General features: G+C 61.5%; 26 protein-coding genes and 1 tRNA gene. 17 read left to right on the top strand and 10 right to left on the bottom strand.

From position 1 onward, the window contains the following. Window positions 1-73: 73 nt before the first annotated feature. The 3 genes from B9A97_RS30355 (at window position 74) to B9A97_RS19070 (ending at window position 2,815) form a co-directional block, all read left to right on the top strand. Entirely contained in the window at window positions 74-598 is a 525-nt protein-coding gene (locus B9A97_RS30355; RefSeq protein ID WP_084367141.1) for a methylated-DNA--[protein]-cysteine S-methyltransferase, read from the top strand. An 83-nt stretch (window positions 599-681) separates the two neighbouring features. Continuing rightward, on the top strand, window positions 682-1,347 hold the full coding sequence (locus B9A97_RS19075) for a TetR/AcrR family transcriptional regulator (protein WP_084367139.1): 666 nt from the start codon (window positions 682-684) through the stop codon (window positions 1,345-1,347). After that, window positions 1,331-2,815 carry an MFS transporter gene (locus tag B9A97_RS19070; RefSeq protein WP_084367137.1) on the top strand — a complete coding sequence of 495 codons (1,485 nt, stop codon included), beginning with the start codon at window positions 1,331-1,333 and terminating at the stop codon, window positions 2,813-2,815. Before B9A97_RS19075 ends, B9A97_RS19070 begins: the two co-directional genes overlap by 17 nt. A gap of 24 nt (window positions 2,816-2,839) precedes the next feature. On the opposite strand, the gene argB is transcribed toward B9A97_RS19070, so the two are convergent. Further along, on the bottom strand, window positions 2,840-3,727 hold the full coding sequence (gene argB / locus B9A97_RS19065) for an acetylglutamate kinase (RefSeq protein ID WP_084367135.1): 888 nt from the start codon (window positions 3,725-3,727) through the stop codon (window positions 2,840-2,842). A gap of 158 nt (window positions 3,728-3,885) precedes the next feature. Between argB and B9A97_RS19060 the strand changes: the two genes are divergently transcribed. The 3 genes from B9A97_RS19060 to B9A97_RS19050 all read left to right on the top strand — a co-directional run bounded on the left by B9A97_RS19060 (window position 3,886) and on the right by B9A97_RS19050 (window position 5,907). Then, the gene (locus B9A97_RS19060; protein WP_084367133.1) at window positions 3,886-4,425 is read left to right on the top strand and encodes a sigma-70 family RNA polymerase sigma factor; all 540 of its coding nucleotides are present in this window, start codon (window positions 3,886-3,888) and stop codon (window positions 4,423-4,425) included. Next, the gene (locus B9A97_RS19055) at window positions 4,422-5,144 is read left to right on the top strand and encodes an anti-sigma factor (protein ID WP_084367131.1); all 723 of its coding nucleotides are present in this window, start codon (window positions 4,422-4,424) and stop codon (window positions 5,142-5,144) included. Before B9A97_RS19060 ends, B9A97_RS19055 begins: the two co-directional genes overlap by 4 nt. 205 nt (window positions 5,145-5,349) lie before the next feature. Then, complete coding sequence (locus B9A97_RS19050; protein ID WP_084367128.1) at window positions 5,350-5,907, top strand: fasciclin domain-containing protein; 558 nt, start codon at window positions 5,350-5,352, stop codon at window positions 5,905-5,907. 92 nt (window positions 5,908-5,999) lie between these two features. Here B9A97_RS19050 and yihA read toward each other — a convergent pair whose 3' ends face one another. From yihA to rpmH, 5 genes are all read right to left on the bottom strand, one after another. Beyond that, entirely contained in the window at window positions 6,000-6,659 is a 660-nt protein-coding gene (gene yihA / locus B9A97_RS19045) for a ribosome biogenesis GTP-binding protein YihA/YsxC (RefSeq protein ID WP_084367126.1), read from the bottom strand. A gap of 112 nt (window positions 6,660-6,771) precedes the next feature. After that, complete coding sequence (locus B9A97_RS19040) at window positions 6,772-7,710, bottom strand: DMT family transporter (RefSeq protein WP_084367124.1); 939 nt, start codon at window positions 7,708-7,710, stop codon at window positions 6,772-6,774. Window positions 7,711-7,879: 169 nt separating this feature from the next. Further along, complete coding sequence (gene yidC, locus B9A97_RS19035; RefSeq protein WP_084367122.1) at window positions 7,880-9,685, bottom strand: membrane protein insertase YidC; 1,806 nt, start codon at window positions 9,683-9,685, stop codon at window positions 7,880-7,882. After that, window positions 9,685-10,071: a ribonuclease P protein component gene (gene rnpA, locus B9A97_RS19030; RefSeq protein ID WP_084367120.1), complete on the bottom strand. Its 387-nt coding sequence runs from the start codon at window positions 10,069-10,071 to the stop codon at window positions 9,685-9,687. The genes yidC and rnpA overlap by 1 nt, the downstream gene beginning before the upstream one ends. Window positions 10,072-10,102: 31 nt before the next feature. Then, window positions 10,103-10,237: a 50S ribosomal protein L34 gene (gene rpmH, locus B9A97_RS19025; protein ID WP_084367118.1), complete on the bottom strand. Its 135-nt coding sequence runs from the start codon at window positions 10,235-10,237 to the stop codon at window positions 10,103-10,105. Window positions 10,238-10,693: 456 nt separating this feature from the next. Between rpmH and B9A97_RS19020 the strand changes: the two genes are divergently transcribed. The 4 genes from B9A97_RS19020 (at window position 10,694) to B9A97_RS19005 (ending at window position 16,314) form a co-directional block, all read left to right on the top strand. Continuing rightward, a complete protein-coding gene (locus B9A97_RS19020) occupies window positions 10,694-12,721 on the top strand; it encodes a methyl-accepting chemotaxis protein (RefSeq protein ID WP_084367116.1) in 2,028 nt (675 codons plus the stop codon). 243 nt (window positions 12,722-12,964) lie between these two features. Then, window positions 12,965-14,395 carry a sensor histidine kinase gene (locus tag B9A97_RS19015; RefSeq protein ID WP_084367361.1) on the top strand — a complete coding sequence of 477 codons (1,431 nt, stop codon included), beginning with the start codon at window positions 12,965-12,967 and terminating at the stop codon, window positions 14,393-14,395. Between the two features lie 138 nt (window positions 14,396-14,533). Next, a tRNA-Arg gene (locus tag B9A97_RS19010) sits at window positions 14,534-14,610 on the top strand. A gap of 210 nt (window positions 14,611-14,820) precedes the next feature. Then, complete coding sequence (locus tag B9A97_RS19005; protein WP_084367114.1) at window positions 14,821-16,314, top strand: acetyl-CoA hydrolase/transferase family protein; 1,494 nt, start codon at window positions 14,821-14,823, stop codon at window positions 16,312-16,314. A 13-nt stretch (window positions 16,315-16,327) separates the two neighbouring features. On the opposite strand, the gene B9A97_RS19000 is transcribed toward B9A97_RS19005, so the two are convergent. Next, entirely contained in the window at window positions 16,328-17,305 is a 978-nt protein-coding gene (locus B9A97_RS19000) for an NAD-dependent epimerase/dehydratase family protein (RefSeq protein WP_084367112.1), read from the bottom strand. Between the two features lie 115 nt (window positions 17,306-17,420). After that, window positions 17,421-17,723 (bottom strand): ArsR/SmtB family transcription factor, encoded by a 303-nt coding sequence (locus B9A97_RS18995; protein ID WP_084367110.1) that lies wholly within the window; start codon window positions 17,721-17,723, stop codon window positions 17,421-17,423. Between the two features lie 83 nt (window positions 17,724-17,806). Between B9A97_RS18995 and trxC the strand changes: the two genes are divergently transcribed. The 3 genes from trxC (at window position 17,807) to B9A97_RS18980 (ending at window position 20,294) form a co-directional block, all read left to right on the top strand. Then, the gene (trxC, locus tag B9A97_RS18990) at window positions 17,807-18,250 is read left to right on the top strand and encodes a thioredoxin TrxC (protein WP_084367108.1); all 444 of its coding nucleotides are present in this window, start codon (window positions 17,807-17,809) and stop codon (window positions 18,248-18,250) included. Between the two features lie 109 nt (window positions 18,251-18,359). Further along, window positions 18,360-19,415, top strand: coding sequence for a proline racemase family protein (locus B9A97_RS18985; RefSeq protein ID WP_084367106.1), 1,056 nt, complete (start codon window positions 18,360-18,362; stop codon window positions 19,413-19,415). A gap of 210 nt (window positions 19,416-19,625) precedes the next feature. After that, window positions 19,626-20,294 (top strand): Crp/Fnr family transcriptional regulator, encoded by a 669-nt coding sequence (locus B9A97_RS18980; protein WP_244564290.1) that lies wholly within the window; start codon window positions 19,626-19,628, stop codon window positions 20,292-20,294. A gap of 21 nt (window positions 20,295-20,315) precedes the next feature. Here the strand turns inward: B9A97_RS18980 and B9A97_RS18975 are convergent, their stop codons facing one another. Both B9A97_RS18975 and B9A97_RS18970 read right to left on the bottom strand, forming a co-directional pair. Beyond that, window positions 20,316-20,750 carry an RbsD/FucU family protein gene (locus B9A97_RS18975; protein ID WP_084367102.1) on the bottom strand — a complete coding sequence of 145 codons (435 nt, stop codon included), beginning with the start codon at window positions 20,748-20,750 and terminating at the stop codon, window positions 20,316-20,318. Further along, a complete protein-coding gene (locus tag B9A97_RS18970; RefSeq protein WP_084367100.1) occupies window positions 20,734-21,984 on the bottom strand; it encodes an ROK family transcriptional regulator in 1,251 nt (416 codons plus the stop codon). The genes B9A97_RS18975 and B9A97_RS18970 overlap by 17 nt, the downstream gene beginning before the upstream one ends. Window positions 21,985-22,227: 243 nt before the next feature. On the opposite strand from B9A97_RS18970, the gene B9A97_RS18965 reads away from it, so the two are divergent. The 4 genes from B9A97_RS18965 (at window position 22,228) to B9A97_RS18950 (ending at window position 25,910) form a co-directional block, all read left to right on the top strand. Further along, complete coding sequence (locus B9A97_RS18965; protein ID WP_084367098.1) at window positions 22,228-23,253, top strand: sugar ABC transporter substrate-binding protein; 1,026 nt, start codon at window positions 22,228-22,230, stop codon at window positions 23,251-23,253. A gap of 169 nt (window positions 23,254-23,422) precedes the next feature. Further along, window positions 23,423-24,505 (top strand): ABC transporter permease, encoded by a 1,083-nt coding sequence (locus B9A97_RS18960; protein WP_084367096.1) that lies wholly within the window; start codon window positions 23,423-23,425, stop codon window positions 24,503-24,505. Then, window positions 24,505-25,287, top strand: a complete 783-nt coding sequence (locus B9A97_RS18955; protein ID WP_084367094.1) for an ATP-binding cassette domain-containing protein — start codon at window positions 24,505-24,507, stop codon at window positions 25,285-25,287. The genes B9A97_RS18960 and B9A97_RS18955 overlap by 1 nt, the downstream gene beginning before the upstream one ends. Continuing rightward, a complete protein-coding gene (locus B9A97_RS18950) occupies window positions 25,284-25,910 on the top strand; it encodes a nucleoside triphosphate hydrolase (protein WP_084367092.1) in 627 nt (208 codons plus the stop codon). Before B9A97_RS18955 ends, B9A97_RS18950 begins: the two co-directional genes overlap by 4 nt. Window position 25,911 lies beyond the last annotated feature (1 nt).

Raw genomic sequence — 25,911 nt, 5'->3', positions numbered from 1 at the left:
CCGTGGCGGATTGCGGTAGCGTTTTGCGGGCGCTACCTTGACGGAAGGTCATCAACGCGCTGCGGAGGCCAGCATGTTCTATGCCGAATGGATCGAAACGCCGCTTGGCGACATGGTGGCCATCGCCGATGCCGCAAGCCTGCATGTCCTGGAGTTCCGCGATAGATTATCCCGACAGGAGGATATCGCGGCTCTCGAACTGCGTATGGGAGCGCCGGTATCCGTTGACGGTAATGCGGTGACTGCTCAGGCCACGTCTGACATGGCGGACTATTTTTCCGGACGATCCGCCACGTTTTCCGTCCCGCTTTCCCCCGCAGGCAGTGACTTCGAGAAAAGCGTCTGGAGGGAGTTGCTGCAGGTGCCTCTCGCGGAAACCTGTTCCTATGGCGATATCGCCAGGAAGGTCGGCGGACTGGAGACCGTGCGCGCTGTCGGCAAGGCCAATGGCGCCAATCCCATAGCCATCATCATTCCCTGCCACCGCTGCATCGGTTCCGACGGATCACTGACCGGATATGGCGGCGGGCTCTGGCGAAAGAAATGGCTTCTGCGGCATGAGGGCCAGATGCGGCCCGTCGGCCTGTTCGCCAGCTGACGCAAATCCACCTTGCATTGAATGCACGGCTGCGCCTGCAATTCCGCTTGCATTCCAAACGGAAATCAATCAAGTGATTGATTATGACCACTCAAGAGAACCAGTCCCCATCAACAGGCCGCAAACATGCGCCCCCGCGGCACCGCGAGAGTGGGCCAGATCGACGCCTGGCGATTGCAGCGGCGGCGCGTCAATTGATCGTCGAGAAGGGCCTCGACGGATTGCGCACCCGAGACATTGCCTCGGCCGTCGGCATCAATATCGCGACGCTGCACTATCATGTGCCCACCAAGGAGGCGCTGATCGAGCTTGTCACGGCGTCGATGCGCGATGAGTTTGCCGCGCAGAGCGGAGTCTGGAGCCGGGAAAACCTGACGCCCGCCGATGAACTCCGGCTGGAGATCAGCGAATTCCAGACGTTGCGACAGAAAAACCCGCAGCTGCTGCAGGTGATGGCGGAACTTGGCCAGCGGGCGCGCATCGACGAGAATGTCGCGCGTTATCTCGTTCCCCTGCGACTGGACTGGCGGGCTCGTGTTGCCGGCATCGTCCGCGATGGCAAGGCCTGCGGGCAGTTCCGAAGCGACCTCGACCCGGAGGCGGCCGCCGTGATCGTCACGGGAACGATCATCGGCCTGACTCAATATCCCGATGCGGAACCTCCCGATCTGACCACCGTTTCCGACGAAATTCTCCGTTCTTTCCTTTCACCGACCGCAAAAGAGAAGCTCAATGCAGGCGAAAACTAATCCCGGCGCCGAAGGCGCGGATGCATACCCGAGACGCTGGTCCGCCCTCGGCATCATGATGCTGGCCAATTTCATGAACCTGCTCGACGTGACGATCGTCAATGTCGCGCTGCCGAGCCTGCAGCGGGATCTCGGTGCCTCGTCCAGCGAAATCGAATGGATCGTCGCCGGCTATGTTCTGGTCTTTGCCCTTGGCCTGCTGCCGTTCGGCCGTCTTGGCGACGTGCGCGGCAAGAAGCAGGTCTTTCTCGTCGGTGTCGGCGCCTTCACCACGGCATCGCTGCTGTGCGGCTTGTCCACCAGCACGGAAATGCTGATCGGTGCGCGCTTCCTGCAGGGTGCTGGTGGCGCCATCATGACACCCCAGGTGCTGGCGATCGCCCAGATGATGTTCCCGCCCAAGGAGCGTGCCGCTGCCTTCTCGCTGTTCGGTTTGAGTGCTGGCCTTGCATCCGTCTCCGGCCCCATCATCGGCGGCTGGCTGATCGGCATGGATCTCTGGGGCCTGGCCTGGCGCCCGATCTTCCTGATCAATATCCCGATCGGCATCCTGACCATTCTGGTGGGACGTCGCCTTATTCCCGTCCTGCCGGTGCGTCCCGGTTTGCGCAATGACTTCGGCGGCATCGCCATTGCCGCCGTCACCATCTTCTGCGTCATCTTCCCGCTGATCGAAGGTCGCGGCTTCGGCTGGCCCTGGTGGTGCATTGCCATGCTGGTCATGGCGCTACCGGCCGCTATCGCCTTCTTCTTCTGGGAGCAGCGCCAGCGGCGGCTCGGAGAGCCGGAACTGCTGCCGGTCAGCCTCATGTCGAACCGCAATTACGTGATCGGCGCGCTGATGTCGGCCACCTTCTTCTCGACGCTGCCGGGCTTTTTTCTGATCTTCGCGATGTTCCTGCAGGAAGGCTTCGGATTTACGCCGCTGCAATCGGGCTTCACGACCATTCCGTTTTCCATCGGCATCCTGGTCGCCTCCGTGATCTCGGGTCGCCTCGGCAATATCGCGCCACGGGTCCGAATTGCGCTCGGCCTCGTCATGGTCGCCACGGGCATGTTCGCACTGCGCTATCAGGTCATGGGCTTCGGGGATGTCGCGGATCGCGCCGCACTGCTGCCTTACCTGCTGCTGAGCGGTCTTGGCATGGGCATTGCGATTGCGCCGATGTTCCAGGTGGTTCTGGCAGGCGTGCCGCCCCATGACGCCGGATCTGGCTCGGGCGCCTTGCAGGCCATCCAGCAGGTCGGTAGCGCCTTTGGCATAGCCATCGTCAGCCAGATCTTCTTCTCGAGCCTGGAGAGGTCGATGGCAGCGGGAATGCCCCCGCACGCCGCCTATATCGACAGCCTGGCAACCGGCCTGTTCTACAACTTCTCAGCCTATATTCTTGTGCTGATCGCGGTCATGTTGCTTCGACCGCGGCACATCGCAGACAAGGTTGAGCTGCCGCCCATGCCGATCGAATGACCGGCCTGGGCAGCCCAACGGGTGTCAGGGAACGATCAGTGTCCCTGCACCATGCTCCGTGAAGATCTCAAGCAGGACGGAATGGGACGTCTTGCCGTTGAGGATAACCACACCCTGGACGCCTGCCTTGATCGCGTCGATGCAGGTCTCGACCTTGGGGATCATGCCGCCGGAGATCGTGCCGTCCTTGATCAGGGCCCGGGCCTCGGCCACGGTCAGTTCCTTGATGAGTTCCTTGTTCTTGTCCAGAACACCGGGAACATCGGTGAGGAACAGGAGGCGGGTCGCGTTCAGCGCACCAGCAATCGCGCCGGCAAAGGTGTCGGCATTGATGTTGTAGGTCTCGCCGTCGCGACCCGGCGCGACTGGCGCGATGACCGGGATCATCTCGGACTTGGCCAGGAGGTCGAGCAGGGTACGGTCGACCTCGACGACCTCGCCGACGAAGCCGAGATCGAGCACGCGCTCGATATTGGAATCCGGATCGGTCACGGTCTTCTTTGCCTTTTCGGCGAAGACCATGTTGCCGTCCTTGCCGCAGAGGCCGATGGCCCATTCGCCGGTCTGGTTGATCAGCGCCACGATTTCCTTGTTGATCGACCCGGCCAGCACCATCTCAACGATCTCGACCGTCTGCCGGTCCGTGACGCGCAATCCGCCCTCGAACTTCGATTCGATACCGAGCTTCGTCAGCATCGCCCCGATCTGCGGGCCGCCGCCATGGACGACGATGGGATTGACGCCGGATTGCTTGAGCAGCGCGATATCCGCAGCAAATGCCTTGCCGAGTTCGGCATTGCCCATGGCGTGGCCGCCATATTTCACGACGATTGTCTTGTTCTCATAGCGCTGCATGAAGGGCAGCGCCTGGGCCAGCAGCCGTGCCTGGGTTTCGCTTTCGGAGGCGGTCATCGGAAATCCCTTTTGGTTTGTCGCGCGGGGTTTTAGCGCAACTTGCACCGGGAGGGAATAATCATCCGCGCGGCGAATGACCCTCGCGTTTGATCCGCTTGAGGATGCCCGGCGTTACCCTATGTAAGCTTGGACCATGCGGAGGAGGCCTAGGACCCATGCATATCGATGAGGTGGCCCCGCTGCTGGCCCGCGTGGCATTGAAGGACCGCGCAGGCTTTGCCGCCCTCTACAAGATCGCCAGCCCGAAACTTTTTGGCATCTGCCTTCGTATCTTGAAGGATAGGACCGAGGCCGAGGACGCCTTGCAGGAGGTGTTCGTGCGAATCTGGAACCGTGCCGATAGTTTTGCCGCCGCCGGCAATAGCGGCATCGCTTGGATTTGCGCCATTACGCGGCACCATTGCATAGACCGGCTCCGCGTTCGTCAGCCAGTTGGCGCAGAGCTCGACGAGGCGGAAGAATTGCCGGCGCTTGAGATCAATCCAGAGCAGAATGCCATCCTCGTCAGTGAAGGAAAGCGCATTGACAGTTGTATGGAACAGTTGGAATCTGACAGGGCTCAGGCAGTGCGCTTCGCCTATGTCGAAGGGGTAAGCTATCAGGAACTGGCCGATCGATTCGATGTGCCCCTGAACACCATGCGCACCTGGTTGCGCCGCAGTCTGCTGAAATTGAGAGAGTGCTTGGACCAATGACGACGCCAGACAAGAGCCAGGGAGATCGCTCGCACGACGAAGTGCTCGCCGGCGAATACGTGGTCGGCGTCCTCGATGCAAAGGCTAGGCGCGCGGTCGAAGAGCGCATGCGCCGCGACCGGAATTTTGCCGCCATCGTCCGTCGCTGGGAAGAGAACCTATCCCACTTTGATGACGATTATCAGGCGCAGATGCCCCCGGCGCATCTCCTGTCGAAAATCGAGACCAGAATTCACGGCGACGAAGCCCGCGAAACGACCCGCACCGGCCTCTGGGCCTTCCTGTGGTCATCGGTTGCTGTCTGGCGCAGCGTGGCCGTTGCAAGCCTCGCAGCCCTTGTGTTCGTGGTGGGTGACGAGCTTGTGGAATTCGGCAATATTCCCCGCCCGCCTCTGGTCGCGGAAATGGCCGGCAAGGACAATTCCATCAGCCTGGTCGCCCGCTATGACGATGCCTCCGGCCGGCTTCGGGTCACGCCTGTCGCGACCGGAGAGAGGGCACAGCATTCCCTGGAACTCTGGCTGATCGAAGGTGAGAAGGAACCGCTATCCCTTGGCGTCCTGCCGCAGACGGGCGAGGGGGAAATCTCGATACCCGCGGAAAGACGCCGACAGTTTGCCGCGGGCGTCGTTCTCGCTGTCAGCCTTGAGCCGTTCGGCGGCTCGCCAACAGGCAAGGCAACCGGTCCAATTCTCGCAGTCGGTGAGGCGCATTTCTAGCGCCTGCTTCTAGTGCGCGTATTTTTATTCATTTTTATCAAGTAGATATCGATTTTTTTGATAAAAATGCCAGGTCTCTGAAACTTAAGTTTTCAACGCCTCGTCTTCTCTCATGTTCCCGATGATGCGGAACACGAACAACCCGGGGCGGCCCATTCAGCGGTCGCGGGTCCTAGGTTCGAAACAGAGGAAGAGGAATTCAGAGATGATCAAGTCCACACTCCGCCTGCTCGCCATTGCAACGGTGCTCACCGCCGGTGCCGTCACGGCGCATGCTGCCAACCCGGAAGTTGGTGGTGCTGCCATGTTCGAAGACAAGAACATCGTTGAAAACGCGATGAACTCGAAGGACCACACCACGCTGGTTGCTGCCGTCAAGGCTGCCGGCCTGGTCGAAACGCTGCAGGGTGCCGGCCCGTTCACCGTCTTCGCGCCGACCAATGCCGCGTTTGAAGCCCTGCCTGCCGGCACTGTCGACACGCTGCTCAAGCCGGAAAACAAGGATCAGCTGACCAAGGTGCTGACCTGCCATGTGGTTGCCGCCAACGCCATGTCGGATGCCATTGGCAAGATGATCGCCGATGACAAGGGCACCCATGCGGTGAAGACCGTCGGCGGCTGCACGCTGCAGGCCAAGATGGATGGCGACAAGATCACCCTGACGGATGAAAACGGCGGGGTTGCCACGGTCACCATCGCTGACGTCAAGCAGTCGAACGGCGTGATCCACGTCATCGACAAGGTGCTTCTGCCCAAGATGTAAGTCTTTCAGGTCGCTCGGGCTGTCAAAGGTTCAGCTTGGGTCCGGGCTGCCCCTCTCCGGTCTGGACGCGGATCCGCCCCGCGTCGAGCCAATCAGGCCACGTGCCCCACAGTCTCGGCGATCGCCTGACGAAGCTCTTCCAGGCCGGAGCCTTTTTCCGATGAGGTGCTCAACACTTCCGGAAAGGCCGCCGGCCGCTTGCGGATCTTCTGCAATGTCTCTTCGACCAGTCCCGGTATGCCGGCTTCCTTGATCTTGTCCGTCTTGGTCAGCACGATCTGGTAGGAAACGGCCGCCTTGTCCAGGAGATCGAGCACCTCGTCATCGTTCTTCTTCAGCCCGTGGCGAGCGTCGATCAGCACGTAAACGCGCTTCAGCGTGGCGCGACCCCTTAGATAATCGAAGACCAGCTTGGTCCAGGCATCCACCTGGTCCTTCGGCGCCTTGGCATAGCCATAGCCCGGCATGTCCACCAGCGCCATGGGCGGCAGGTCGTCGCCCTCGCCGGAATAGCCTTCCGGTACGAAGTAATTGAGCTCTTGTGTGCGCCCCGGCGTGTTGGAGGTGCGTGCCAGCCCCTTGTGGCCCACCAACGCATTGATCAGCGACGACTTCCCGACATTCGAGCGCCCGGCGAAGGCCACTTCCAGCGGCCCCTCCGGCGGCAGGAATTTCATGGCCGGCACGCCACGGATGAAAATCCAGGGATTGCCGAAGAGAGAGCGCTTCCCGCCTGCATCTGATGTCGTCATGGCAAAGGCCTCTTTTTATGATCGAAGCCGCAAATCCGGGTTTTACAACCGGATGTCAAGGGCCACTGGCTGGATAGGCATGTCCGGGACCGCCAAGGCCCCTTCCAATAGATCAAATGGTCGGTGGCAGCACCTTGGGCTGCGCGGTGGCCTGGCGGCGCATATCGGCGATGAGATAAGCAAGGAGCGCCAGCAGAATAACGCCGCCGCCGATCATCGTGGCTGCGTCCGGGATCTCGTCATGCAGCAGCGCAACCCAGAGTGGCCCGAGCATCGTCTCGACCGTCCCCAGGAGGGCCGCAAGCGCGGCGGGGATCAGCCGTGCCCCAGTCACGAACATGGCCATGCCCAGCCCCAGATTGAGCGCGCCGAAGATGAACAGCAGCCCGAAGTCCTGGGCGGACACTGAAAACGCACTGGCTTGGCTTGCGGCAATGGCAGCGGCAATGAAGCTACCAAGCGCCGCAGCCGGTGTCATGCGCACATGCGGATAGCGGCGCGTGACCACGGTCGTCACCGCAAATACCACAGCAATCATCAAGGCGAGCCCATTGCCGATCGGCGAGATATCCCCCTGCAGCGAGCCCGACACCATGATGGCAACGCCGGCGATAACCGCGGCGATGGCCACCCAGGTAAAGGCCGATACCGGCTCCCGGAACACGATCCAGGAAATCAAGGCCGCAAACAGCGGCACGCCCGCCTGCAAAAGCACGACATTGGCAACCGTCGTATAGCCGATGGCGATGATGAAGCAGGTCGAGGCGGTGGCAAAGCCGAAAGCGACCGTCAGGCCCGGCCAACCCATGTCGCGGAACAGGCGCAGCGATGTCTTTGGTCCATCGCGGATCAACAGAAAGCATAGCAGAAAGAGCCCGGCAAACAGACACCGCCAGAACACGATGGTCCAGCTGTCGCCCACGTCAAGGAAGCGGGCAATGGCGCCGCCGAAGCTCCAGGCGATCGCGGAGCCGAGCACCAGCGCAATGCCGGCAAGATCGCCTTTCGCACGCGATGGGGCCGGTCCCTTGTTCAGGGTCTGCGTCGCCATGCTCAACCACTCCGAATTTTATTGCTTGGATCCGTAAGCCTCCCGCTTCGGATTCCCTTGAGAGCGAGTGCTAGCGGTTTCGGACCGCCGCGGCAATGTCTGCCCGCTTGTCCCAGATATCGATCCCCTCAAACGAAAAAGGCCCGGGATGTCCCGGGCCTTGATCGCGTTACTTGGTCGCTGCCGGTTTTCGCCGGAACAGGCCCTTGAGATTGTCGAACAACTCGACCTTCACCCCGTGGCGCTTCATGATGAAGGCCTGCTGAATGATGGACAGCGTGTTGTTCCAGGCCCAGTAGATGACCAGGCCGGCTGGGAAGCTCGCCAGCATGAAGGTGAACAGCACGGGCATCCAGGTGAACAGCATCGCTTGGGTCGGATCCGGCGGCGTCGGGTTCATGCGCATCTGCAGGAACATGGTGATGCCCATGATGATCGGCCAGACACCGAGATGCAGGAAGGCAGGACCTTCGAAAGGCAGCAGGCCGAACAGATTGATGAAGGTGGTCGGATCTGGCGCTGACAAGTCCTGGATCCAGCCGAAGAACGGCGCATGCCGCATTTCGATGGTCACGTAGATGACCTTGTAGAGCGCGAAGAACACCGGGATCTGCAACAGAACAGGCCAGCAACCCGCGACCGGATTGATCTTCTCTTCCTTGTAGAGCGCCATCATCGCCTGCTGAAGCGCCATGCGGTCATCGCCATGCTTGACCTTGAGCTCTTCCATCTTCGGCTGGACGCGCTTCATATTCGCCATCGATGCATATTGCTTGCTGGCGAGCGGGAAGAACAGCGCCTTGACGACGATGGTGGTGATGAGGATCGCCACACCGAAATTGCCGACGAGACGATAGAAATAGTCCATCATCTTAAACATCGGCTTGGTGATGAAATAGAACCAGCCCCAGTCGATCAGCAGGTCGAACTTGGGAATGCTGAGCGCAGCCTCATAGCTGTCGACGACGGGCACTTCCTTGGCGCCGGCGAAGACCAGCGTCTTGAGCGTCGAGGACTGACCCGGCGCGATGGCAACCGGATCGTTCTTGTAGTCGGCCTGGAAACGCGGCTGGCCATCGGTGAAATGCGAGAAGCGCGATTCATAGGCGACAGCCTGCGGCGGCACGAGCGCGGCCGCCCAGTACTTGTCCGTTATGCCGAGCCAGCCGCCCGTTGCCTTGGGATTGGCAACGTTTTCACCCTCGATGCTCTTGTAGCTTTCCTCGATCAGGCCGTTATCGCTGCCGACAACGCCGAGGAAGCCTTCGTGAAGAACGTAGATCGATGCGGTGGTCGGCTTGTTGTAGCGGGTGATGCGACCATAGGGCGCAATCGTCGCGTTGGCGGTGCCGCCGTTGGAAATCGTGTCCTCGACCGTGAACATGTAGCGGTCATCGACCGAGATCTTGCGGGAGAACGTGATGCCGGCTTCGTTGGTGTAGGTCAGCGTGACCGGGGTGGTATTGGTGAGCTTCTCACCCTCGGCCAGGGTCCAAACGGTCTGCGGTCCCGGCACAGTGCCGGAGCCTTCACCCGCGATGAAGGCGACTTCCGTGAAATAGCCATCGGCCGTTTCGGCCGGGTTGAACAGCGTGATCATCGGGCTCGAGTCATCCACGGTCTCGTGGTAGCCCTTGAGCTTGAGATCGTCGAGGCGCGCGCCCGTCAGATTGATGGAGCCGAGCAGGGCAGGGGTATCGATGGTCACGCGCTGCGACTTTGTGATGGCGTCCGCGCGGCTTGCCTGGGCGCTGGCCTGGGACTGGCCCGGTAGCGTGCCGTTGACGGCGCCTGCCGTAGCAGCGGGTGCGGCTGCCTGCGGATTCGCAGCCTTCTGCGCTTCGGCTTCCATCTGCGCCTGCTCCGCGGCCTGGCGCTGTGCCTCGATACGCGGGTTCATGTAGAAGAACTGCCAGCCGAGGACGATCAGCACCGATAGCGCAATCGCGATGAAATAATTGCGGTTATTTTCCATCATGTTTTCCTGGAACGGGCCGCATTGGACCGCTCGGGTTTGGACCGGGCATCTATACGCTCGGCCAGTTGGGCGGCAAGCTGCGCAAACGGCGCTGACAGGACCTCTCGGCGAGCGACGATCACATAGTCATGTCCCGGCCGCATTGCAAATCCCGCTGAAAGCCGCACCGCTTCTTTTAGCCGTCGGCGCATGCGATTGCGTTCAACCGCGTTACCATGCTTCTTCGTCACCGTGAAACCGGTGCGGGGGGGCTCCGATGGTGCCTTGCGGTCCAGCACCTCCAGAAGGAAATATTTCCCCTTCCTTTTCTCGCCGTTTCGAACGGCAAGAAACTGCGGCCGGCTTTTGAGCCGCCCGACAGTCTTTTTGTGGTCAGACGTCATTCGCCCGTGTCTCTCATCGGGCAAGCCGGCCTTAGGCCGACAGACGCTTGCGGCCGCGGGCGCGGCGAGCAGAAAGAACCTTGCGGCCACCCTTGGTGGCGAGACGCGCACGGAAACCGTGGCGGCGCTTGCGAACAAGCTTGGAAGGCTGATACGTACGCTTCATTTATTTAATACCGCGGTGTGCGGCCCTTCTTGGGTTTGCTTTAAAAGCAAGAGCGTTGGATTAATCGCACGGAAAACCGCCACGCACGCGACGTGGGCGGTTCCGGACGTGCGCGGCTTATACGGATGATGGTTTCCCGAGTCAATTCCCGCTTGCACATGGGGTGGCGTGCGGGGATGGCTGCGACTTCTTGTGATTGGGAATTAACATATTCGCTCCGGCCAATCTTGGTCGGTTTTTCTCAAAATCACGTCGCCAAAGCTGAAAAATCCCGCTTTAACCCTCATAAGTTGCCGATTTTTGCGCGATTTGGTGTAAAGATTGCTGCAAAATGGCGTCAATTGCCCCCACGTGTCCAAAAATGAACCATTAACACTTGAATGCTAAAGTAGCCGAATTGAACGATCTATTCGGGCCCGGTGCGCTTTGCCTTGGCTCTACGGAAGGCATCAGAAAGTGAAGATAAGCGGCAAAATCTATTCGCTCGTGGCGATCCTCGGATCGGCCGCCGTGATCATCGGCGCCATGGGTCTCTACGTGGTAACGCAATATGATGCCAAGACGCAGGACCTCCTGACGGCCTCCGAGCGCGCCTATAATGGCGAGCGACTTAACCGCATGGTCACGGCGGTCGTCATGGATGCCCGTGGCATCTACGCGTCCAAGACCACCGAAGATGCCAAGAAGTTTGGCGAAGGCCTGATGAAGAGCCTGGACTCCATGGACGCGGTTATCGCCAAATGGAAGCCGCAGGTTCCGGCCTCTCAGACCGCAGCTTTCGATGCCATGACCGCACGCTCGGCTGAATTCCGCAAGTTCCGGTCGGAAACGGTTCGGCTGGGATCCGAAGTCAGCCCGGCCGCTGCAAACGAACAGGGCAATAACGAAGGCAACCGCGCGAACCGCAAGGCGTTCCAGGCCGAAATCGATGCCGTAGTCGAGCAGGACAAGGCCGAACTGGCGGCGCTCAAGGAGTCGCTTGCTGAATTCCAGACCATGATGCTGATCTTGATCTCGGGTGCAACCGTGCTTGCCATCGCCGTCGGCACGAGTCTCGGCATGTATATCGGCGTCAACGAGCTGAGCCGCCCGATCCTGCGCCTGACCGGTGCGATGAAGCGGGTTGCTGATGGCGACTTCGAGACTGACGTACCCTATGCCGGCCGCAAGGACGAAATCGGCGACATGGCCGCTGCGGTCGAAGTGTTCAAGCAGAACGGCCTTGCCGTCAACCGCCTGAACGCGCAGGAAAATGCGATGCGCGCCAAGAGCGACGATCTGCAGTCCAGCATGTCCGTCGTCGTTGCCTCCGCCGCTGCGGGCGATTTCAGCCGCCGTATCGAAAAGCAGTACAACGACGCCAACCTCGACCGCTTCGCCGGCAATATCAACGAGCTCCTGTCATCCGTGGACGCCGGCATCTCCGAGACCCGGCGCGTCGTGGCAGCCCTTGCTGCCGGTGACCTGACGCAGGATATGCGCGGCGAGTTCCGCGGCGCCTTCGCCGAACTGCAGACCAATGTGAACAGCAGCTTCGATCGCCTCCGCCATGTCATGAAGGACATCCTGCAGAAGACCCACTCGATCAACGGCAGCAGCAACGAGCTTTCCGTTTCAAGTAACGACCTGTCGCGCCGCACCGAGCAGCAGGCCGCAGCGCTGGAACAGACCTCGGCAGCCCTGGACCAGATCACCGTCGTGGTGACCAACTCCACCACCCGCGCCAAGGAAGCCAGCCAGATGGTGACCGAGGCCAAGCAGAGTGCTGCCCAGTCCGGCGTGGTCGTCCGCGAAGCGGTCGATGCCATGGGCCGCATCGAGCAGGCCTCGCGCGAAATCTCGCAGATCATCAACGTGATCGACGAAATCGCCTTCCAGACGAACCTTCTGGCGCTTAATGCCGGTGTCGAGGCTGCGCGCGCCGGTGAAGCCGGCAAGGGCTTCGCCGTCGTCGCCCAGGAAGTGCGCGAACTTGCGCAACGCTCTGCCAATGCCGCGAAGGACATCAAGGCACTGATCACGAAGTCCGGCGTTGAGGTCGAGGGCGGAGTGACGCTGGTTCAGCGCACTGGTGCCGCCCTGTCGGAGATCGAAACCCGCGTCTTGAAGATCAACGACCACATCCACTCCATCGCTACAGCAGCGGGTGAGCAGTCGACGGGTCTGAATGAAGTCAACAAGGCCGTCAACCAGATGGACCAGGTGACCCAGCAGAACGCCGCCATGGTCGAGGAAACCTCGGCTGCGACCCACAAGCTGTCGCAGGAAGCCGATAGCCTGGCCGCCCTGGTGTCGCACTTCAAGGTTGGTGATAGCACCGAGCGTCTCGCTGCCGGCCGCCCGGCTCTTGCGACCCCCGCGGCTGCTCCGGCCCGTTCTCCCGCGCGTGAACGCCTGGGTGCCGTGGCACGCGCCTTCTCGGGTGGCGGTGCCGCGATGGCCATGGCTCCGGCCGCCGCCGGCGCGAACTGGGAAGAATTCTAAGGTCCCTTCTGCCTGCCTCTTGCATACTGATGCCGCGGTGATCCAGCCGCGGCATTTTCGCGTTTAAGGGGACACGCAGCGCAGATTGGAAAACAGTGGCCCATAAGCTATTATAGCGCCGCCGCCGGCCGGTTTGGATGGATAGGTCCACCGGTTTCGTGCGCAGGCGGCACGGGATGAAGAGTTTTGACAGACGCATCTGATCCGGCCGACAAGACCGACGCGAGCAGCCATTCCAGGGCGATGCCTCATCTGTTTCGCGGCCTTTCCGGCAAGCTCCTTTGGCTGACGATCATCTTTGTCATGGCGGCGGAGGTTCTGATCTTCGTGCCCTCTGTGGCCAATATGCGGCTGAACTGGCTGCGGGACAGGCTGAACACCGCCGCGGCGGCAAGCGTGGTCATCGACGGCCTCCAACCGATCGAACTGCCCCGGGCCGTGCAGGACGATGCGCTTGTGGCCACCGGCACCAAGGCCATCGTGCTGCGCAAGGATGGCACGTCGCGGCTGCTGGCCGTGGTCGGCATGCCGCCAGAGGTCGACGAGACCTTCGACCTCACCTCTGTCGAGCCGCTGTCTGCCATCCACGACGCGCTTGACGCGCTGCTTTTGGGCGGCGACCGCATTCTCAGGGTCTACGGTCCGATCGGCGAAAGCGACATGGTGATTGAGCTCGTCATGTCCGAAAAGAGCCTGCGCGCGGCCATGCTGGTCTATTCCCGCAATGTCTTCATCCTGTCCTTCATCATCTCGCTGATCACGGCCGGCCTGATCTTCCTGGCCATCAATCGCATGATGATACGGCCCGTCAGGACGCTCACGCGCAGCATGCAGGCCTTTGCCGAGAAGCCTGAGGATCCATCGCGCATTCTCGTGCCAACGCGTGGCGTCGATGAGCTTGCCGTTGCAGGCCGACATCTCGCGGCCATGCAGGAGCAGTTGCAGAAAACGCTGAAGCAGCAGAAGAACCTCGCCGATCTCGGCCTTGCGGTCTCCAAGATCAATCACGACATGCGCAACATCCTGGCCTCGGCACAGCTCATGTCCGACCGACTCGTCGATGTCGACGATCCCCTGGTCAAGAGCTTTGCGCCAAAACTCCTGCGCACCATTGACCGCGCCGTTGGCTACACGAGCGAGGTCCTTGCCTACGGTCAGGCGTCGGAAGCCGAACCGCGCCGTCGTCGTTTTCCGCTTTGCGACCTGACCCAGGAGGTGCGCGACATCCTCGCGATCGACAGCGAAAGCGGCATAGAGTTTATCGAGTCGATCGCCGCGGATGTCGAGGTCGATGCCGACAGCGAACAACTGTTCCGCATCGTGCATAACATCTGCCGCAATGCCCATCAGGCCCTGCTGAACCACCAGCCCGAGGATCCGGCACTGCCGCGTCGCATCACCTTGAGCGCCCAGCGCATCGGCAGCGTCGTGATGATCGCTATCGACGACACCGGTCCTGGGATGCCGCGCAAGGCCCGGGAAAACCTGTTTGCCGCCTTCCGCGGTTCCGTCCGTTCGGGTGGCACCGGGCTTGGCCTTGCGATCGCCAGAGAACTGGTGCTTGCTCATGGCGGCACCATCGCGCTGGTGGAAAAACCGGGGCCAGGCACGCTGTTCCGCATCGAAATTCCCGATCGGCCGGTTTCCATCGAGGATTGGCGCGTGCGGGCGTGATCGGAAATATGAAAGCCATTTCAATACCTTGTCGAAACAATTTCAGTTAAATGACATTTTTCCTTCGAAATTCGCTTGCATTCGCGCGGCGGACGATTTAGAGGATCGCCACGCCGCCGGAAACGACCGGCACGGCACGCACCCGTAGCTCAGCTGGATAGAGCACCAGACTACGAATCTGGGGGTCAGGAGTTCGAATCTCTTCGGGTGCGCCATTTTTCTTCCGCTTGAAGTCGTACGCGCCAAGTCAATTCCCCACACACCGACATATGCTGCTATTTCGCTATGCGTTTGGCGCACATCTGGCATGTTTGGTTTCTTGACAGATATCAAGGCCCCCGCCGCCCCATTGCTTCATTGAACACTGCATAGCCGGCGCCATGCGCTGGAACAGTTATTGATCGACCTGGGTCGGGGGAAATTTCATGTTGCGTGACCGTATTCGCTGCCGGCCGCTCGTTGACCGTATCATCACGGCGGACGAAGCGGCGGCCATGATTCAGGACGGAATGACCGTCGGCATGAGCGGGTTCACGCGCTCGGGCGAGGCCAAGGCTGTGCCGCTTGCGCTGGCGGACCGGGCCCGCCGTCATCCCATGAAGATCACGCTGATGACCGGCGCGTCGCTCGGCAATGACATCGACAAGATCCTCGCGGAAAGCCATGTGCTCGCGCGCAGGCTGCCGTTCCAGTCTGATCCCGGCCTGCGCAAGGCCATCAATGCCGGCGAGGTGATGTTCATCGACCAGCATCTTTCCGAGACCGTGGAGCAGTTGCGCACCGGTCAGATCGGGCCGGTTGACATCGCCGTTGTCGAGGCCGTGGCCATCACCGAGCATGGCGGCATCGTGCCCACCACGTCGGTCGGCAATTCCGCAAGCTTCGCCATCCTGGCCGATAAGGTCATCGTGGAACTGAACCTTTCCCAGCCGACCACGCTGGAAGGGCTGCATGATATCTTCATTCCCACCCAACGCCCGGCGCGCATGCCAATCCCGGTGGTGACGCCCGAAAGTCGCGTGGGTCTTCCGTTCATTCCCATCCCGCCGGAAAAGATCGTCGGCATCGTCGTTTCGGAGAAGCACGACAGTTCGGCCAATATCGACCAGCCCGACGACGATACCCGCGCCATCGCGGGCCACCTGACGGAGTTCCTGGCGCAAGAGGTGCGCAAGGGGCGGATGGGCAATGATCTGCAGCCGCTGCAGGCCGGCATCGGCACCATCGCCAATGCCGTGCTGCATGGCTTCCTGGATACGCCGTTTCACGATCTGAAAATGTATTCCGAGGTGCTGCAGGATTCGACATTTGAACTTCTGGATGCCGGCAAGCTGACCTTTGCCTCCGGCTCTTCGATCACGCTGTCGAGCGACATGTATGCCCGCATCCTGCCGCGGCTTGCCGAATACAAGCAGAAGCTCATCCTGCGCCCGCAGGAGATCAGCAACCATCCCGAGGTCATCCGGCGGCTCGGCCTCATCTGCATCAACACGGCGCTTGAATTCGACCTCTATGGCAATGTGAACTCTACCCATGTCGGCGGCACGCAGATGATGAACGGCATCGGCGGTTCAGGCGATTTCGCCCGAAATGCCTATCTGTCGATCTTCGTGTCGAAATCCGTCGCCAAGGGCGGCATCATCTCCAGCGTCGTGCCCATGGTCAGCCATGTCGACCACACCGAACATGACGTGGATATCCTGGTTACGCAAAACGGCTTGGCGGATCTGCGTGGCCTTGCCCCGCGCGAGCGCGCGCCTCTGGTCATCGCCAACTGCGCCCACCCCAGCTATCGCGATGCCTTGCTGGACTATTATCAGCGCGCCGTCGCTAGGGGAGGCCACACGCCGCATCTCATCGAACAGGCGCTGAGCTGGCATCAGGCGCTCAGGGAACGCGGCACCATGCTTCCCGGATAAGAGTGCTGCCTTCTCAGGCCGCCGCAGCAAAGTAATCGGTATAGGCCGATATGCTGCGCTTCAGGCCCTCTTCCAGGGTGAAGCGGGGCTGCCAGCCCAGCACGCGTCTCGCCTTGCTGCAATCAAGCTGCATGTCGGGAATTTCGGACTTCGCCTGGTCGTTGATGATGACGTCGGGCTTATGCCCCATCAGCCGGCAGAGGGTCTCCACCAGTTCCAGCACGCTGAGCTTGACCTCAAGCGAGAAGTTGAAGGCTTCGCCATAGGCGTCGAAGTGTCCTGCAAAATGCTTCTCGATGAGCAGATCGTTCACCAGCACGGCATCCTCGATATAGAGGAAGTCCCTGGTGAACTTGCCGTTTGAGCGCAGCTCGACCGGACCGCCCGTCAGGTTCTGGCGGATCACATAGGGAATGATCCGGTCGAAATTGAAGTCGTAGCCGCCGAAATAGTTGCCGCAGCGGATGGTGATGGTCTTCAGCCCATATTGCTCGGCATAGACGGTCGTCAGGTTTTCCTGCGCGATCTTGGCCGCCTCGTAGATGTGGCTTGGCCGCAGATGCATGTCCTCGGTAAATGGCGTGGGATTTCCGCTATAGACCTTGTCCGTGGTGTGGGAGAGGAACAGCGTGTCCGGCCGGCCGGTTCGCAGCGCCTCCAGGAGGTTCAGGGTGGAAAGCGCGCTTGTGTTGAAGGCGAGCGTGGGGTTGCGGGCGCAGATGCCGACATCGCCGATGGCCGCCATGTGGACGATGACATCAGGAGCGGCCGCGGCGACCGTCTGCGCAACGGCCTGTTGGTTCATCAGGTCGATCCGGTGTTCGGTGCACCGGCGGCCCAGGTCCAACAGGTCATATTGGGAGCGGGTATCCTTGCGGATCGAGGCGCCGGGATTTCGCACCACATGCACCTCATGCCCCTGCTGCAGGAAATGCCCGGTCAGCCATCCCCCGAGAAAACCGGTGGCGCCCGTCATCAGAATCCGCTTCATCTTCTTCCCCCGTCTGGCCCCCGGCCCGCAATCGCCAATGCCGTGGTGGCAGCGATTCGCAGGATGACCCGAGAGCGGAGGGATGATCAAGGCCGGGGAGGGGCGAGGTTTCGTCTCAGGCCGCGCAATAGGCGTTGTAGAGCGCCGTGATGACTTTCAGCGCCGGCTCGCTGTCGATCCTGTACCAGATCGTCTGCCCATCCCGCCGCCCGGCTATGATCCGGTCCCGCCTGAGAAGCGCCAAGTGCTGCGACACGGTGGAATCGCGAATGCCAAGGAACTCGGCCAGCTGGCCAACCGAACGCTCGCCATCCACAAGCTGGCAGAGAATGAGAAGACGATGGCGATTGGCGAGTGCTTTCAGCAACTCGCTCGCATCGTCGGCCGCGCCCTGCATGGTTTCCGGATCTATGTTCATTCTTGCGTATCTACGTCATAGCGAATATATTGTCAAGCAAAGGCTGGAGTTGCGTGAAGGCGCTCCCATTGGAGATGAATGATATGGAAAAGGATCGCGAGATCGTCTGCCCGCATTGTGCGGGCGTCAACCGGTTGAAGGCAGGCCGACCTACTGAGGCGGCAAAATGCGGCCTGTGCAAGCAGCCCTTGTTTGAAGGCCATCCCGTAGAGGCCAATGCCGCCATGTTCCAGAAACAGACAGGCCGCAGCGGAATTCCCGTGCTGGTCGATGTCTGGGCGCCGTGGTGCGGGCCATGCCGCATGATGGCCCCGGCCTTTGCCGAGGCGGCGCAACGGCTGGAGCCGGCCGTGCGCCTGGTCAAGCTCAACTCCGAAAATGAGCCTGATGTTGCGGGTCGGTTGGGCATTCGCGGCATTCCCACCATGCTGCTTTATCAGGATGGGCGCGAGATCGCCCGCATTTCCGGCGCCATGAAAACCAAGCAGATCATCGATTGGACCACCCAACAACTGGGCGGTGGCTGACGCGCGTTCGCTGGATCTGTGAAGAAAGCCATAGGCAGCCACCTCGATGTGATATATCACAGCAGAGAAAAAATGGCGATAACTGGCCGGGCAGATCAGGAGGGTGACGATGAGATGGAAGCGCACGATGCAGTTGCTGGACGTGCACTGCGAAGGTGAGATCGGCAAGGTCGCGATCGGCGGCGTACCGAAGATCCCAGGCGACAGCATCGCTGACCAACTCCACTGGCTCAACACCGACCCGAAAGGCGAGGAACTCCGGCGCTTTCTGGTGCTCGAACCGCGTGGGGCGCCAATCGGTTCGGTCAACCTGCTGCTGCCGGCGAAAAATCCGGCGGCCGATGCCGGCTTCGTCATCCTGCAGCCGGACCAGGCCCATGCGAGTTCCGGTTCAAACTCGATCTGCGTCACCACGGCTCTGCTCGAAAGCGGCATCGTCGAGATGCATGAACCGGAAACCGTGGTCACCCTCGACACCGCGGCAGGCCTGGTGAAGGCCGTCGCCACCTGCTGTGATGGCCGGTGCGAAAGCGTGCGGCTGACCATGGTGCCCTCCTTCGTCCATGCGCTCGATCAGGTGATCGATATGCCGGATTGGGGCCGCGTCACCTTCGACCTCTGCTTCGGCGGCGTCTTTTATGCCCTTGTGGATGTCTCCGCCTTGGGAACCACCATTGCACCAGAAAACGCCCGCCAGCTGGTCGAGGCCGGCATGAAACTCAAGCAGGCGATCAATGAGGCCATGCCGGTGGTGCATCCGCTGATCCCCGCGATTTCGGGCATCGCCTATGTGATGTTCCGGGATGTAGATCCCGATGGGGCAGTGCGCACCTGCACGACCATGTGGCCGGGACGCGTCGATCGTTCCCCCTGCGGTACCGGCAATTCGGCCAATCTTGCCGCCCTTCATGCCCGGGGCAAGGTTAGGGTTGGCGATGTCTTCAAGTCCCGCTCCATCATCGGCTCGCAGTTCGAGGTCGGCCTTTCGGCCGTCACCGAGGTCGCCGGACGCCCGGCCGTCATCCCGACGATCAGCGGACGCGGCTTTACCTACGGCCTGCACCAGGTATCCCTCGATCCTTTCGACCCGTTGGCGGATGGATTTGCTCTCACCGATGTCTGGGGACCATCGGCTGGCGCCATTGCCGGGCGGAAAAACAGTTAGCGTTAACATTTTCTTGCAAGCACGCGGTTCCACCAATTCAAGCACTTGCAAATGTACGAATTTCGGAGAAGTATCGCAGGATATGCATCTCGTCCTGGCGAGCCGGGACGGCATGCGTCTGCGCTGTTTAACGGGTCCGAAAGACGGGAAAGTGTTTTGACTGGTGATGTGAGCTTGCCGTCCGGCCCGCAGACGACACCTTCGCTTCGTGTGACATCTATTTTCGCCAGCCTGTCGCCCGCCGACGAGCGGCAGTGGCTGGATCGTTGCCGGGTGAGGTCGATCAGTGCCGGAGAGGCGCTGGTGGACTATGAAGAGCCGACGACAGAGGTATTCGTCGTTCAGAGCGGCGAACTTCGCGCTGTGCTGCGCTATGCCGTCGGCAAGGAAGCCATTCTCGGCACCTTCCGCCGCGGCGATGTCATCGGTGAAGTCGCGGCGATCGATGGGCTGACCCGGTCCGCCAATCTGATGGCGGTCACCGATGCGTCCGTCGTCGTGCTGCCGGGCACGGTCTTCCACGACATCATGAAGCAGAATTTCGATGTCTGCATGGCGCTGATGCAGCTATTGGCGCACCGGCTGCGCCAGACCAACGAGCGTCTGTCGGAACTGACCTTCCTCGACACAAAGCATCGGCTTTACAACGCCTTGCTGCGGCTGTCGCGGGCCCGTAGCGAGACCACGCGCGAACGCATCATTTCACCGCCGATGGTCCATGCCGACTTGGCGGAATTGATCGGCGCGAGCCGCGAGACCGTGTCTCGCGAAATGTCCCGCCTTAGCAGGGATGCGCTTGTGGAGCGCACCTCCAGGGCCATCGTGCTCAAAAACCCCGCCGAACTCTCGCGCCGCATTTCAAAGGCGCTGGAGCAGTAGCCAATCCGGCACGCGACGATGTCACGAAGCCGGATAGATCACGCCCTTGCGCAGGATCATGTTGGCATAGAGCCGGGGCTCGGCTGTCTGAACGATGGTATGCGCGGCCTTCACCCGGTCGTAGAATTGCGCGCCGACCAGGGGCACGACCTTGCGGTCCGGCTCGTGGCGTGCGCAACAGGCGATCATCTCGTCATGGACCGGGTCCCGCTTGAGCGGATCTCCCCCTACGGTCGAGCGGAACAGCGCCTCCGGCACGAAATCATCGATCGGCAGCACGCTCAGGATCGCATCGAGCACCGGGATCAGGTGATGCCCGTCCATGCGGATCAATCGCCTTGCGTGCTCCAGGCCCGGATAGTTTCCATCGACCACGGCGATTTCGTCCCCATGGCCCATGGCCCGCAGCGTGGCCAGGAGTTCGGGGCCGAGCAGAGGGTCAAGTCCCTTCAACATTGTCTATCTCCTTGAAAAGCACGCTGTGATCGATGAGGTAGCGAGCAAAGATCGGAAGGCTGGCGCCGCCGATGGCCCGCGCTTGTGCGCCGACCTGGCCCTCGACGATATCGGGCATCAGGACGCCCTGCAGGTCGAGCTTGGCCACGGCGTCGCGGGTCGCAGCGACGATGCGGGCCCGCACCCAGGCCGGGAATCCGCCATCGATGATCGCGGCGGCAAAATCGATGATCGAGGCCGACGACACGATGGCCTGCGCCAGCGCATCGGCGCTTTCGCGGATCCAGAGGTCCATGGCCTCGCCAAGATCGACCCAGTCATCTGCCGAATACCATAGCGGCTGCGGATCGATGCCGCGCTCCAGGAGCAGGTTTTCCAAAACAAAGATCGAGGCAATCTCCAGCAACTGCCGGTTCTGGCCGGTCTTGTCGCGCACGGGCAGCGAGCCCAGGGCGCCGGCCGTGCCCGTGCGTCCGACGAAGATCGAGGAATTCAGCACGATGCCGCCGCCGACGAAGGAGCCGACATAGAAATAGACGAAATCCGGATAGCGGGGGCCGATGCCGAAAACCAGTTCGGCGCCGCAAGCGCTGGTGGCGTCGTTCTGCAGATAGACCGGATGGGACACGCGCGCGGCGATTTCCGCCTGAAGGTCGAAGCCGCGCCAGGCTTCCATCTCGCCCGCGGGCGCGCCCACTTCGTCGGCCCAGTTCCACAGCTCGAAGGGCGCGGCGATGCCAATACCGGCGATGCGACCGCGTTGCTCGGCGCTCAACTGCTCCTCGAGCGTCGCGACGCCCTCAATGACGAATTCGATGATCGCTTCCGGCATGGGATAACGATAGGTCCGGTGCAGTTTCAGCCGGATACTGCCGACGAAGTCCATCAGGATCAGGTCTGCGCTGCGGCGCCCGATCTTCACACCGAAGGAGAAAACGGCATCCGGATTGAGATGCATCGGCACCGAGGGTTGGCCGACGCGTCCGCGCACCGGTTCCCCGCGGATCAAGAGGCTATCCTTTTCCAGGGCCCGCATGATGACGGACACCGTCTGCGCCGAAAGCCCTGTTCGACGGGCGAGGTCAGCCTTGGAGAGCCCATCATGCTGGCGCACCAGGGAGAGCACCAGCCGTTCGTTATGCGCACGAACACGGATCTGGTTTGCGCCGCCACCGGCTACGGCCAGCGGGGGCTGCGGGTTCTGTCCTGGTGTGGCGTGGCCTCCTGCCGCCATGATCTGTCATCCTCCGGGCGCGGTCGTTCACGACCTTGTTGCATGTAGCCCGTCCTCCCATGAGCCGCAAGCATGCCGAATCTCGATTAATAAATCAAATGGATTTAGTTATTGACTTTCGGTTCGGCCTGTTGTTTTTAATTGGTCGTCACGGCGACGGCGTCCATCTCGGAGGGAGGGCGCCAGCAGGTTGCGCGTGATGACGGCCGGCAGGGCCACAGCACATTTTCCTGGGAGGAAAGCATGAGAAAGACCGTATTGACCGCATCCTTGGCCGCTCTCGCTTTGGGCGTCGCATTCAGCGCTCCGGCCAGCGCCGCGGATGTCTCCGCCTGCCTCATCACCAAGACCGACACCAACCCCTTTTTCGTCAAGATGAAGGAAGGCGCGACCGCCAAGGCCAAGGAACTCGGCGTCACCCTGAAGAGCTATGCCGGCAAGATCGACGGCGATAGCGAAAGCCAGGTTGCCGCCATCGAGACCTGCATTGCAGATGGCGCCAAGGGCATTCTGCTGACCGCATCCGACACCAAGGGCATCGTGCCCTCCGTCAAGAAGGCGCGAGATGCCGGTCTGCTGGTGATCGCACTCGACACGCCTCTGGAGCCGATCGACTCCGCTGACCAGACCTTCGCCACCGACAACCTTCTGGCCGGCGAGCTGATCGGCAAATGGGCTGCCGCCACCCTCGGCGACAAGGCCAAGGACGCCAAGATCGCCTTCCTGAACCTCACCCCCTCGCAGCCTTCGGTCGACGTGCTGCGCAACCAGGGCTTCATGAAGGGCTTTGGCATCGATGTGGCCGACATCAGCAAGATCGGCGATGAAAAGGATCCGCGCATCGTCGGTCACGACATCACCAACGGCAATGAGGAAGGCGGCCGCACCGCCATGGAAAACCTCCTGCAGAAGGACCCGACCATCAACGTCGTGCACACCATCAACGAGCCTGCCGCTGCCGGGGCCTATGAAGCGCTGAAGGCCGTGGGCCGCGAGAAGGACGTGCTGATCGTGTCCGTCGATGGCGGCTGCCCAGGTATCCAGAACGTTGCCGAAGGCATCATCGGCGCCACCTCGCAGCAGTATCCGCTGATGATGGCGGCCCTTGGCATCGAAGCGATCAAGAAGTTCGCCGATACCGGCACGAAGCCCGCCGCCACGGCCGGCAAGAACTTCTTCGACACCGGCGTATCGCTCGTCACCGACAAGCCGGCTGCGGGTGTGGAGTCCATCGACACCAAGGTCGGCAAGGACAAGTGCTGGGGCTGATCCCGCGCCATTCCAATGTGATCAACGGGGGCGGCTTCGGCCGCCCTTTCATCAGGTGGCACGGTTCCTTTCCCAGTCGCGGCCCATGGCGCGCGTTAGCGATGGAGATCGCCTCATCCATGGGGTATGATTCGCCTTCGGCTTGGGGAGAGGCCGTCGGGAGGAACACATGAGTGAGCCGCAAACTACCAAGCAACCCTTTAACGACTATGAAAAGGTGCTGTCTGGCAGCGCCACCCAGGTCGCGTCCTTTGATACCAACGATAAGACGGCAATCCAGAAGTTTCAGCATTTCCTGCATTCCAGCCCGGCAGCCGTCGCCCTGATCGTGCTGGTCCTGTCGCTGGCGGTATTCGGAGCGATCCTCGGCAGCAAGTTCTTTTCCGCCTTCACGCTCACGCTGATCCTGCAGCAGGTGGCGATCGTCGGCATCGTCGGCGCTGCGCAGACGCTGGTCATCCTCACCGCCGGCATCGATCTTTCGGTTGGCGCCATCATGGTGCTGTCGTCGGTGGTCATGGGCCAGTTCGTGTTCCGCTACGGCCTGCCGGCAGAACTGGCAGTGCTCTGCGGTCTCGGCGTCGGGGCGTTCTGCGGCTTCATCAATGGCCTGCTCGTCTCGCGCATGAAGCTGCCGCCCTTCATCGTCACGCTCGGCATGTGGCAGATCGTGCTCGCCTCAAACTTCCTCTATTCGGCCAACGAGACCATCCGCAGCCAGGATATCGGCGCGACGGCTCCGCTCTTGCAGTTCTTCGGCAACAATATCCGCTTCGGCGGCGCGGTCTTCACCTATGGCGTTATCGTCATGGTGGTGCTGGTGCTGGTGCTCTGGTACGTGCTGAACCACACGGCCTGGGGTCGCCACGTCTATGCCGTGGGCGACGATCCCGATGCGGCGGAACTGGCGGGTGTCAATGTCAGCCGCATGCTGATCTCGGTCTATACGCTCTCAGGCCTCATCTGTGCGTTGGCCGGCTGGGCACTGATCGGCCGCATCGGCTCGGTTTCCCCGACGGCAGGCCAGTTCGCCAACATCGAATCCATCACGGCGGTGGTGATCGGCGGCATTTCGCTCTTCGGTGGCCGCGGCTCCATTCTCGGCATGCTGTTCGGCGCGCTGATCGTCGGCGTCTTCCAGCTTGGCCTGCGCCTCATCGGCACGGACCCCCAATGGACATATCTCTTGATCGGCGTGTTGATCATCGCCGCCGTCGCAATCGACCAGTGGATCAGAAAGGTGGCAGGCTAATGGTTCGCGAACCCATTCTCACCGCCCGTGGCCTCGTCAAGCGCTACGGCCGCGTCACGGCGCTCGACAATGCCGATTTCGACCTCTATCCCGGCGAGATCCTCGCTGTGATCGGCGACAACGGCGCGGGCAAATCCTCGCTGATCAAGGCGATATCCGGAGCGGTCAATCCCGACGAGGGCGAGATCCGGCTGGAGGGCAAACCGGTAAGCTTCCGCTCGCCGATCGAGGCCCGCAAGGCCGGCATCGAGACGGTCTACCAGAACCTCGCCCTGTCGCCGGCCTTGTCGATCGCCGACAACATGTTCCTAGGTCGTGAACTGCGAAAGCCGGGTCTCATGGGCAGCCTGCTGCGCAAGCTGGACCGTCCGGCGATGGAAAAATTCGCCCGCGACAAGCTCTCCGAGCTTGGCCTGATGACGATCCAGAACATCAACCAGGCGGTGGAAACCCTCTCGGGTGGCCAGCGCCAGGGCGTCGCCGTCGCCCGGGCGGCGGCCTTCGGCTCCAAGGTCATCATCCTGGACGAGCCCACCGCTGCGCTCGGCGTCAAGGAAAGCCGCCGCGTGCTCGAACTGATCCTCGACGTCCGCTCCCGCGGACTGCCGATTGTCCTGATTTCGCACAACATGCCCCATGTCTTCGAGGTGGCCGATCGGATCCATATCCATCGGCTAGGGCGACGGCTCTGCGTCGTTAATCCCAAGGATTACACGATGTCGGATGCCGTCGCCTTCATGACCGGCGCCAAGCCGGCGCCCGAGGCGGAGATGGCGGCGTGACGCCCGACGCCAGCCAACTGGCTGAGATGGTGCTGGCGCAGGTCGGCACCGCCACGCGTTTCATGGTGGCGATTGCGGGACCGCCCGGCGCGGGTAAGTCGACGCTTGCGGAAAGCCTACAGCAAGCCTTGAGAGAGCGCGGCGAGACAGCCGCGGTCCTTCCCATGGATGGCTTCCATATGGACAATGCCATCCTGATCGAACGGGGCTGGCTGCCGCGCAAGGGCGCGCCGCACACCTTCGACGTGCGCGGCCTGAAGGACGTACTTTCCGCCGTTCGCGTTGCGGATGTTGAGGTTCTGGTTCCCGTCTTCGACCGCAGCCGGGAGCTTGCCATCGCCAGCGCCCGTGCGGTCTCGCCCTCGGATCGTTTCATTCTTGTGGAAGGCAACTACCTGCTTCTTGCTGAAAAACCGTGGTCGGACCTGGCGCAGTTGTTCGACTTCAGCATCTTCATTGCGCCCTCCAATGCGACGCTGGAAAGCCGCCTGCGGGATCGCTGGCGGCATTACGGTCTGTCGGACGCGGCCGCTGATGAAAAGCTTAACGAAAACGATCTTCCCAATGGCCGTCTGGTCCTTGGTGCCAGCCGCCGCGCCGATGTCACCGTGGTGGAAGACTAGC

The sequence above is a fragment of the Rhizobium sp. RU36D genome (assembly GCF_900176345.1).
Taxonomy (GTDB): domain Bacteria; phylum Pseudomonadota; class Alphaproteobacteria; order Rhizobiales; family Rhizobiaceae; genus Allorhizobium.
The sequence above is the reverse complement of the archived record's forward strand: the minus strand, read 5'-3'. Positions and strand labels throughout refer to the sequence as shown.

Bases quoted from the DNA above. Each gene is read 5' to 3' on its own strand.
- rnpA (WP_084367120.1), bottom strand. From the start codon at position 10,071: ATGACGTCTGACCACAAAAAGACTGTCGGGCGGCTCAAAAGCCGGCCG.
- B9A97_RS19060 (WP_084367133.1), top strand. From the start codon at position 3,886: ATGCATATCGATGAGGTGGCCCCGCTGCTGGCCCGCGTGGCATTGAAG.
- B9A97_RS18985 (WP_084367106.1), top strand. From the start codon at position 18,360: ATGAGATGGAAGCGCACGATGCAGTTGCTGGACGTGCACTGCGAAGGT.
- B9A97_RS30355 (WP_084367141.1), top strand. From the start codon at position 74: ATGTTCTATGCCGAATGGATCGAAACGCCGCTTGGCGACATGGTGGCC.
- argB (WP_084367135.1), bottom strand. From the start codon at position 3,727: ATGACCGCCTCCGAAAGCGAAACCCAGGCACGGCTGCTGGCCCAGGCG.
- B9A97_RS19005 (WP_084367114.1), top strand. From the start codon at position 14,821: ATGTTGCGTGACCGTATTCGCTGCCGGCCGCTCGTTGACCGTATCATC.
- B9A97_RS18970 (WP_084367100.1), bottom strand. From the start codon at position 21,984: ATGGCGGCAGGAGGCCACGCCACACCAGGACAGAACCCGCAGCCCCCG.
- B9A97_RS19050 (WP_084367128.1), top strand. From the start codon at position 5,350: ATGATCAAGTCCACACTCCGCCTGCTCGCCATTGCAACGGTGCTCACC.
- B9A97_RS19040 (WP_084367124.1), bottom strand. From the start codon at position 7,710: ATGGCGACGCAGACCCTGAACAAGGGACCGGCCCCATCGCGTGCGAAA.
- B9A97_RS19000 (WP_084367112.1), bottom strand. From the start codon at position 17,305: ATGAAGCGGATTCTGATGACGGGCGCCACCGGTTTTCTCGGGGGATGG.
- yihA (WP_084367126.1), bottom strand. From the start codon at position 6,659: ATGACGACATCAGATGCAGGCGGGAAGCGCTCTCTCTTCGGCAATCCC.
- B9A97_RS19070 (WP_084367137.1), top strand. From the start codon at position 1,331: ATGCAGGCGAAAACTAATCCCGGCGCCGAAGGCGCGGATGCATACCCG.
- B9A97_RS19015 (WP_084367361.1), top strand. From the start codon at position 12,965: ATGCCTCATCTGTTTCGCGGCCTTTCCGGCAAGCTCCTTTGGCTGACG.
- B9A97_RS18965 (WP_084367098.1), top strand. From the start codon at position 22,228: ATGAGAAAGACCGTATTGACCGCATCCTTGGCCGCTCTCGCTTTGGGC.
- rpmH (WP_084367118.1), bottom strand. From the start codon at position 10,237: ATGAAGCGTACGTATCAGCCTTCCAAGCTTGTTCGCAAGCGCCGCCAC.
- B9A97_RS18960 (WP_084367096.1), top strand. From the start codon at position 23,423: ATGAGTGAGCCGCAAACTACCAAGCAACCCTTTAACGACTATGAAAAG.
- B9A97_RS19055 (WP_084367131.1), top strand. From the start codon at position 4,422: ATGACGACGCCAGACAAGAGCCAGGGAGATCGCTCGCACGACGAAGTG.
- B9A97_RS19075 (WP_084367139.1), top strand. From the start codon at position 682: ATGACCACTCAAGAGAACCAGTCCCCATCAACAGGCCGCAAACATGCG.
- B9A97_RS18975 (WP_084367102.1), bottom strand. From the start codon at position 20,750: ATGTTGAAGGGACTTGACCCTCTGCTCGGCCCCGAACTCCTGGCCACG.
- B9A97_RS18995 (WP_084367110.1), bottom strand. From the start codon at position 17,723: ATGAACATAGATCCGGAAACCATGCAGGGCGCGGCCGACGATGCGAGC.
- B9A97_RS18955 (WP_084367094.1), top strand. From the start codon at position 24,505: ATGGTTCGCGAACCCATTCTCACCGCCCGTGGCCTCGTCAAGCGCTAC.
- trxC (WP_084367108.1), top strand. From the start codon at position 17,807: ATGGAAAAGGATCGCGAGATCGTCTGCCCGCATTGTGCGGGCGTCAAC.
- yidC (WP_084367122.1), bottom strand. From the start codon at position 9,685: ATGGAAAATAACCGCAATTATTTCATCGCGATTGCGCTATCGGTGCTG.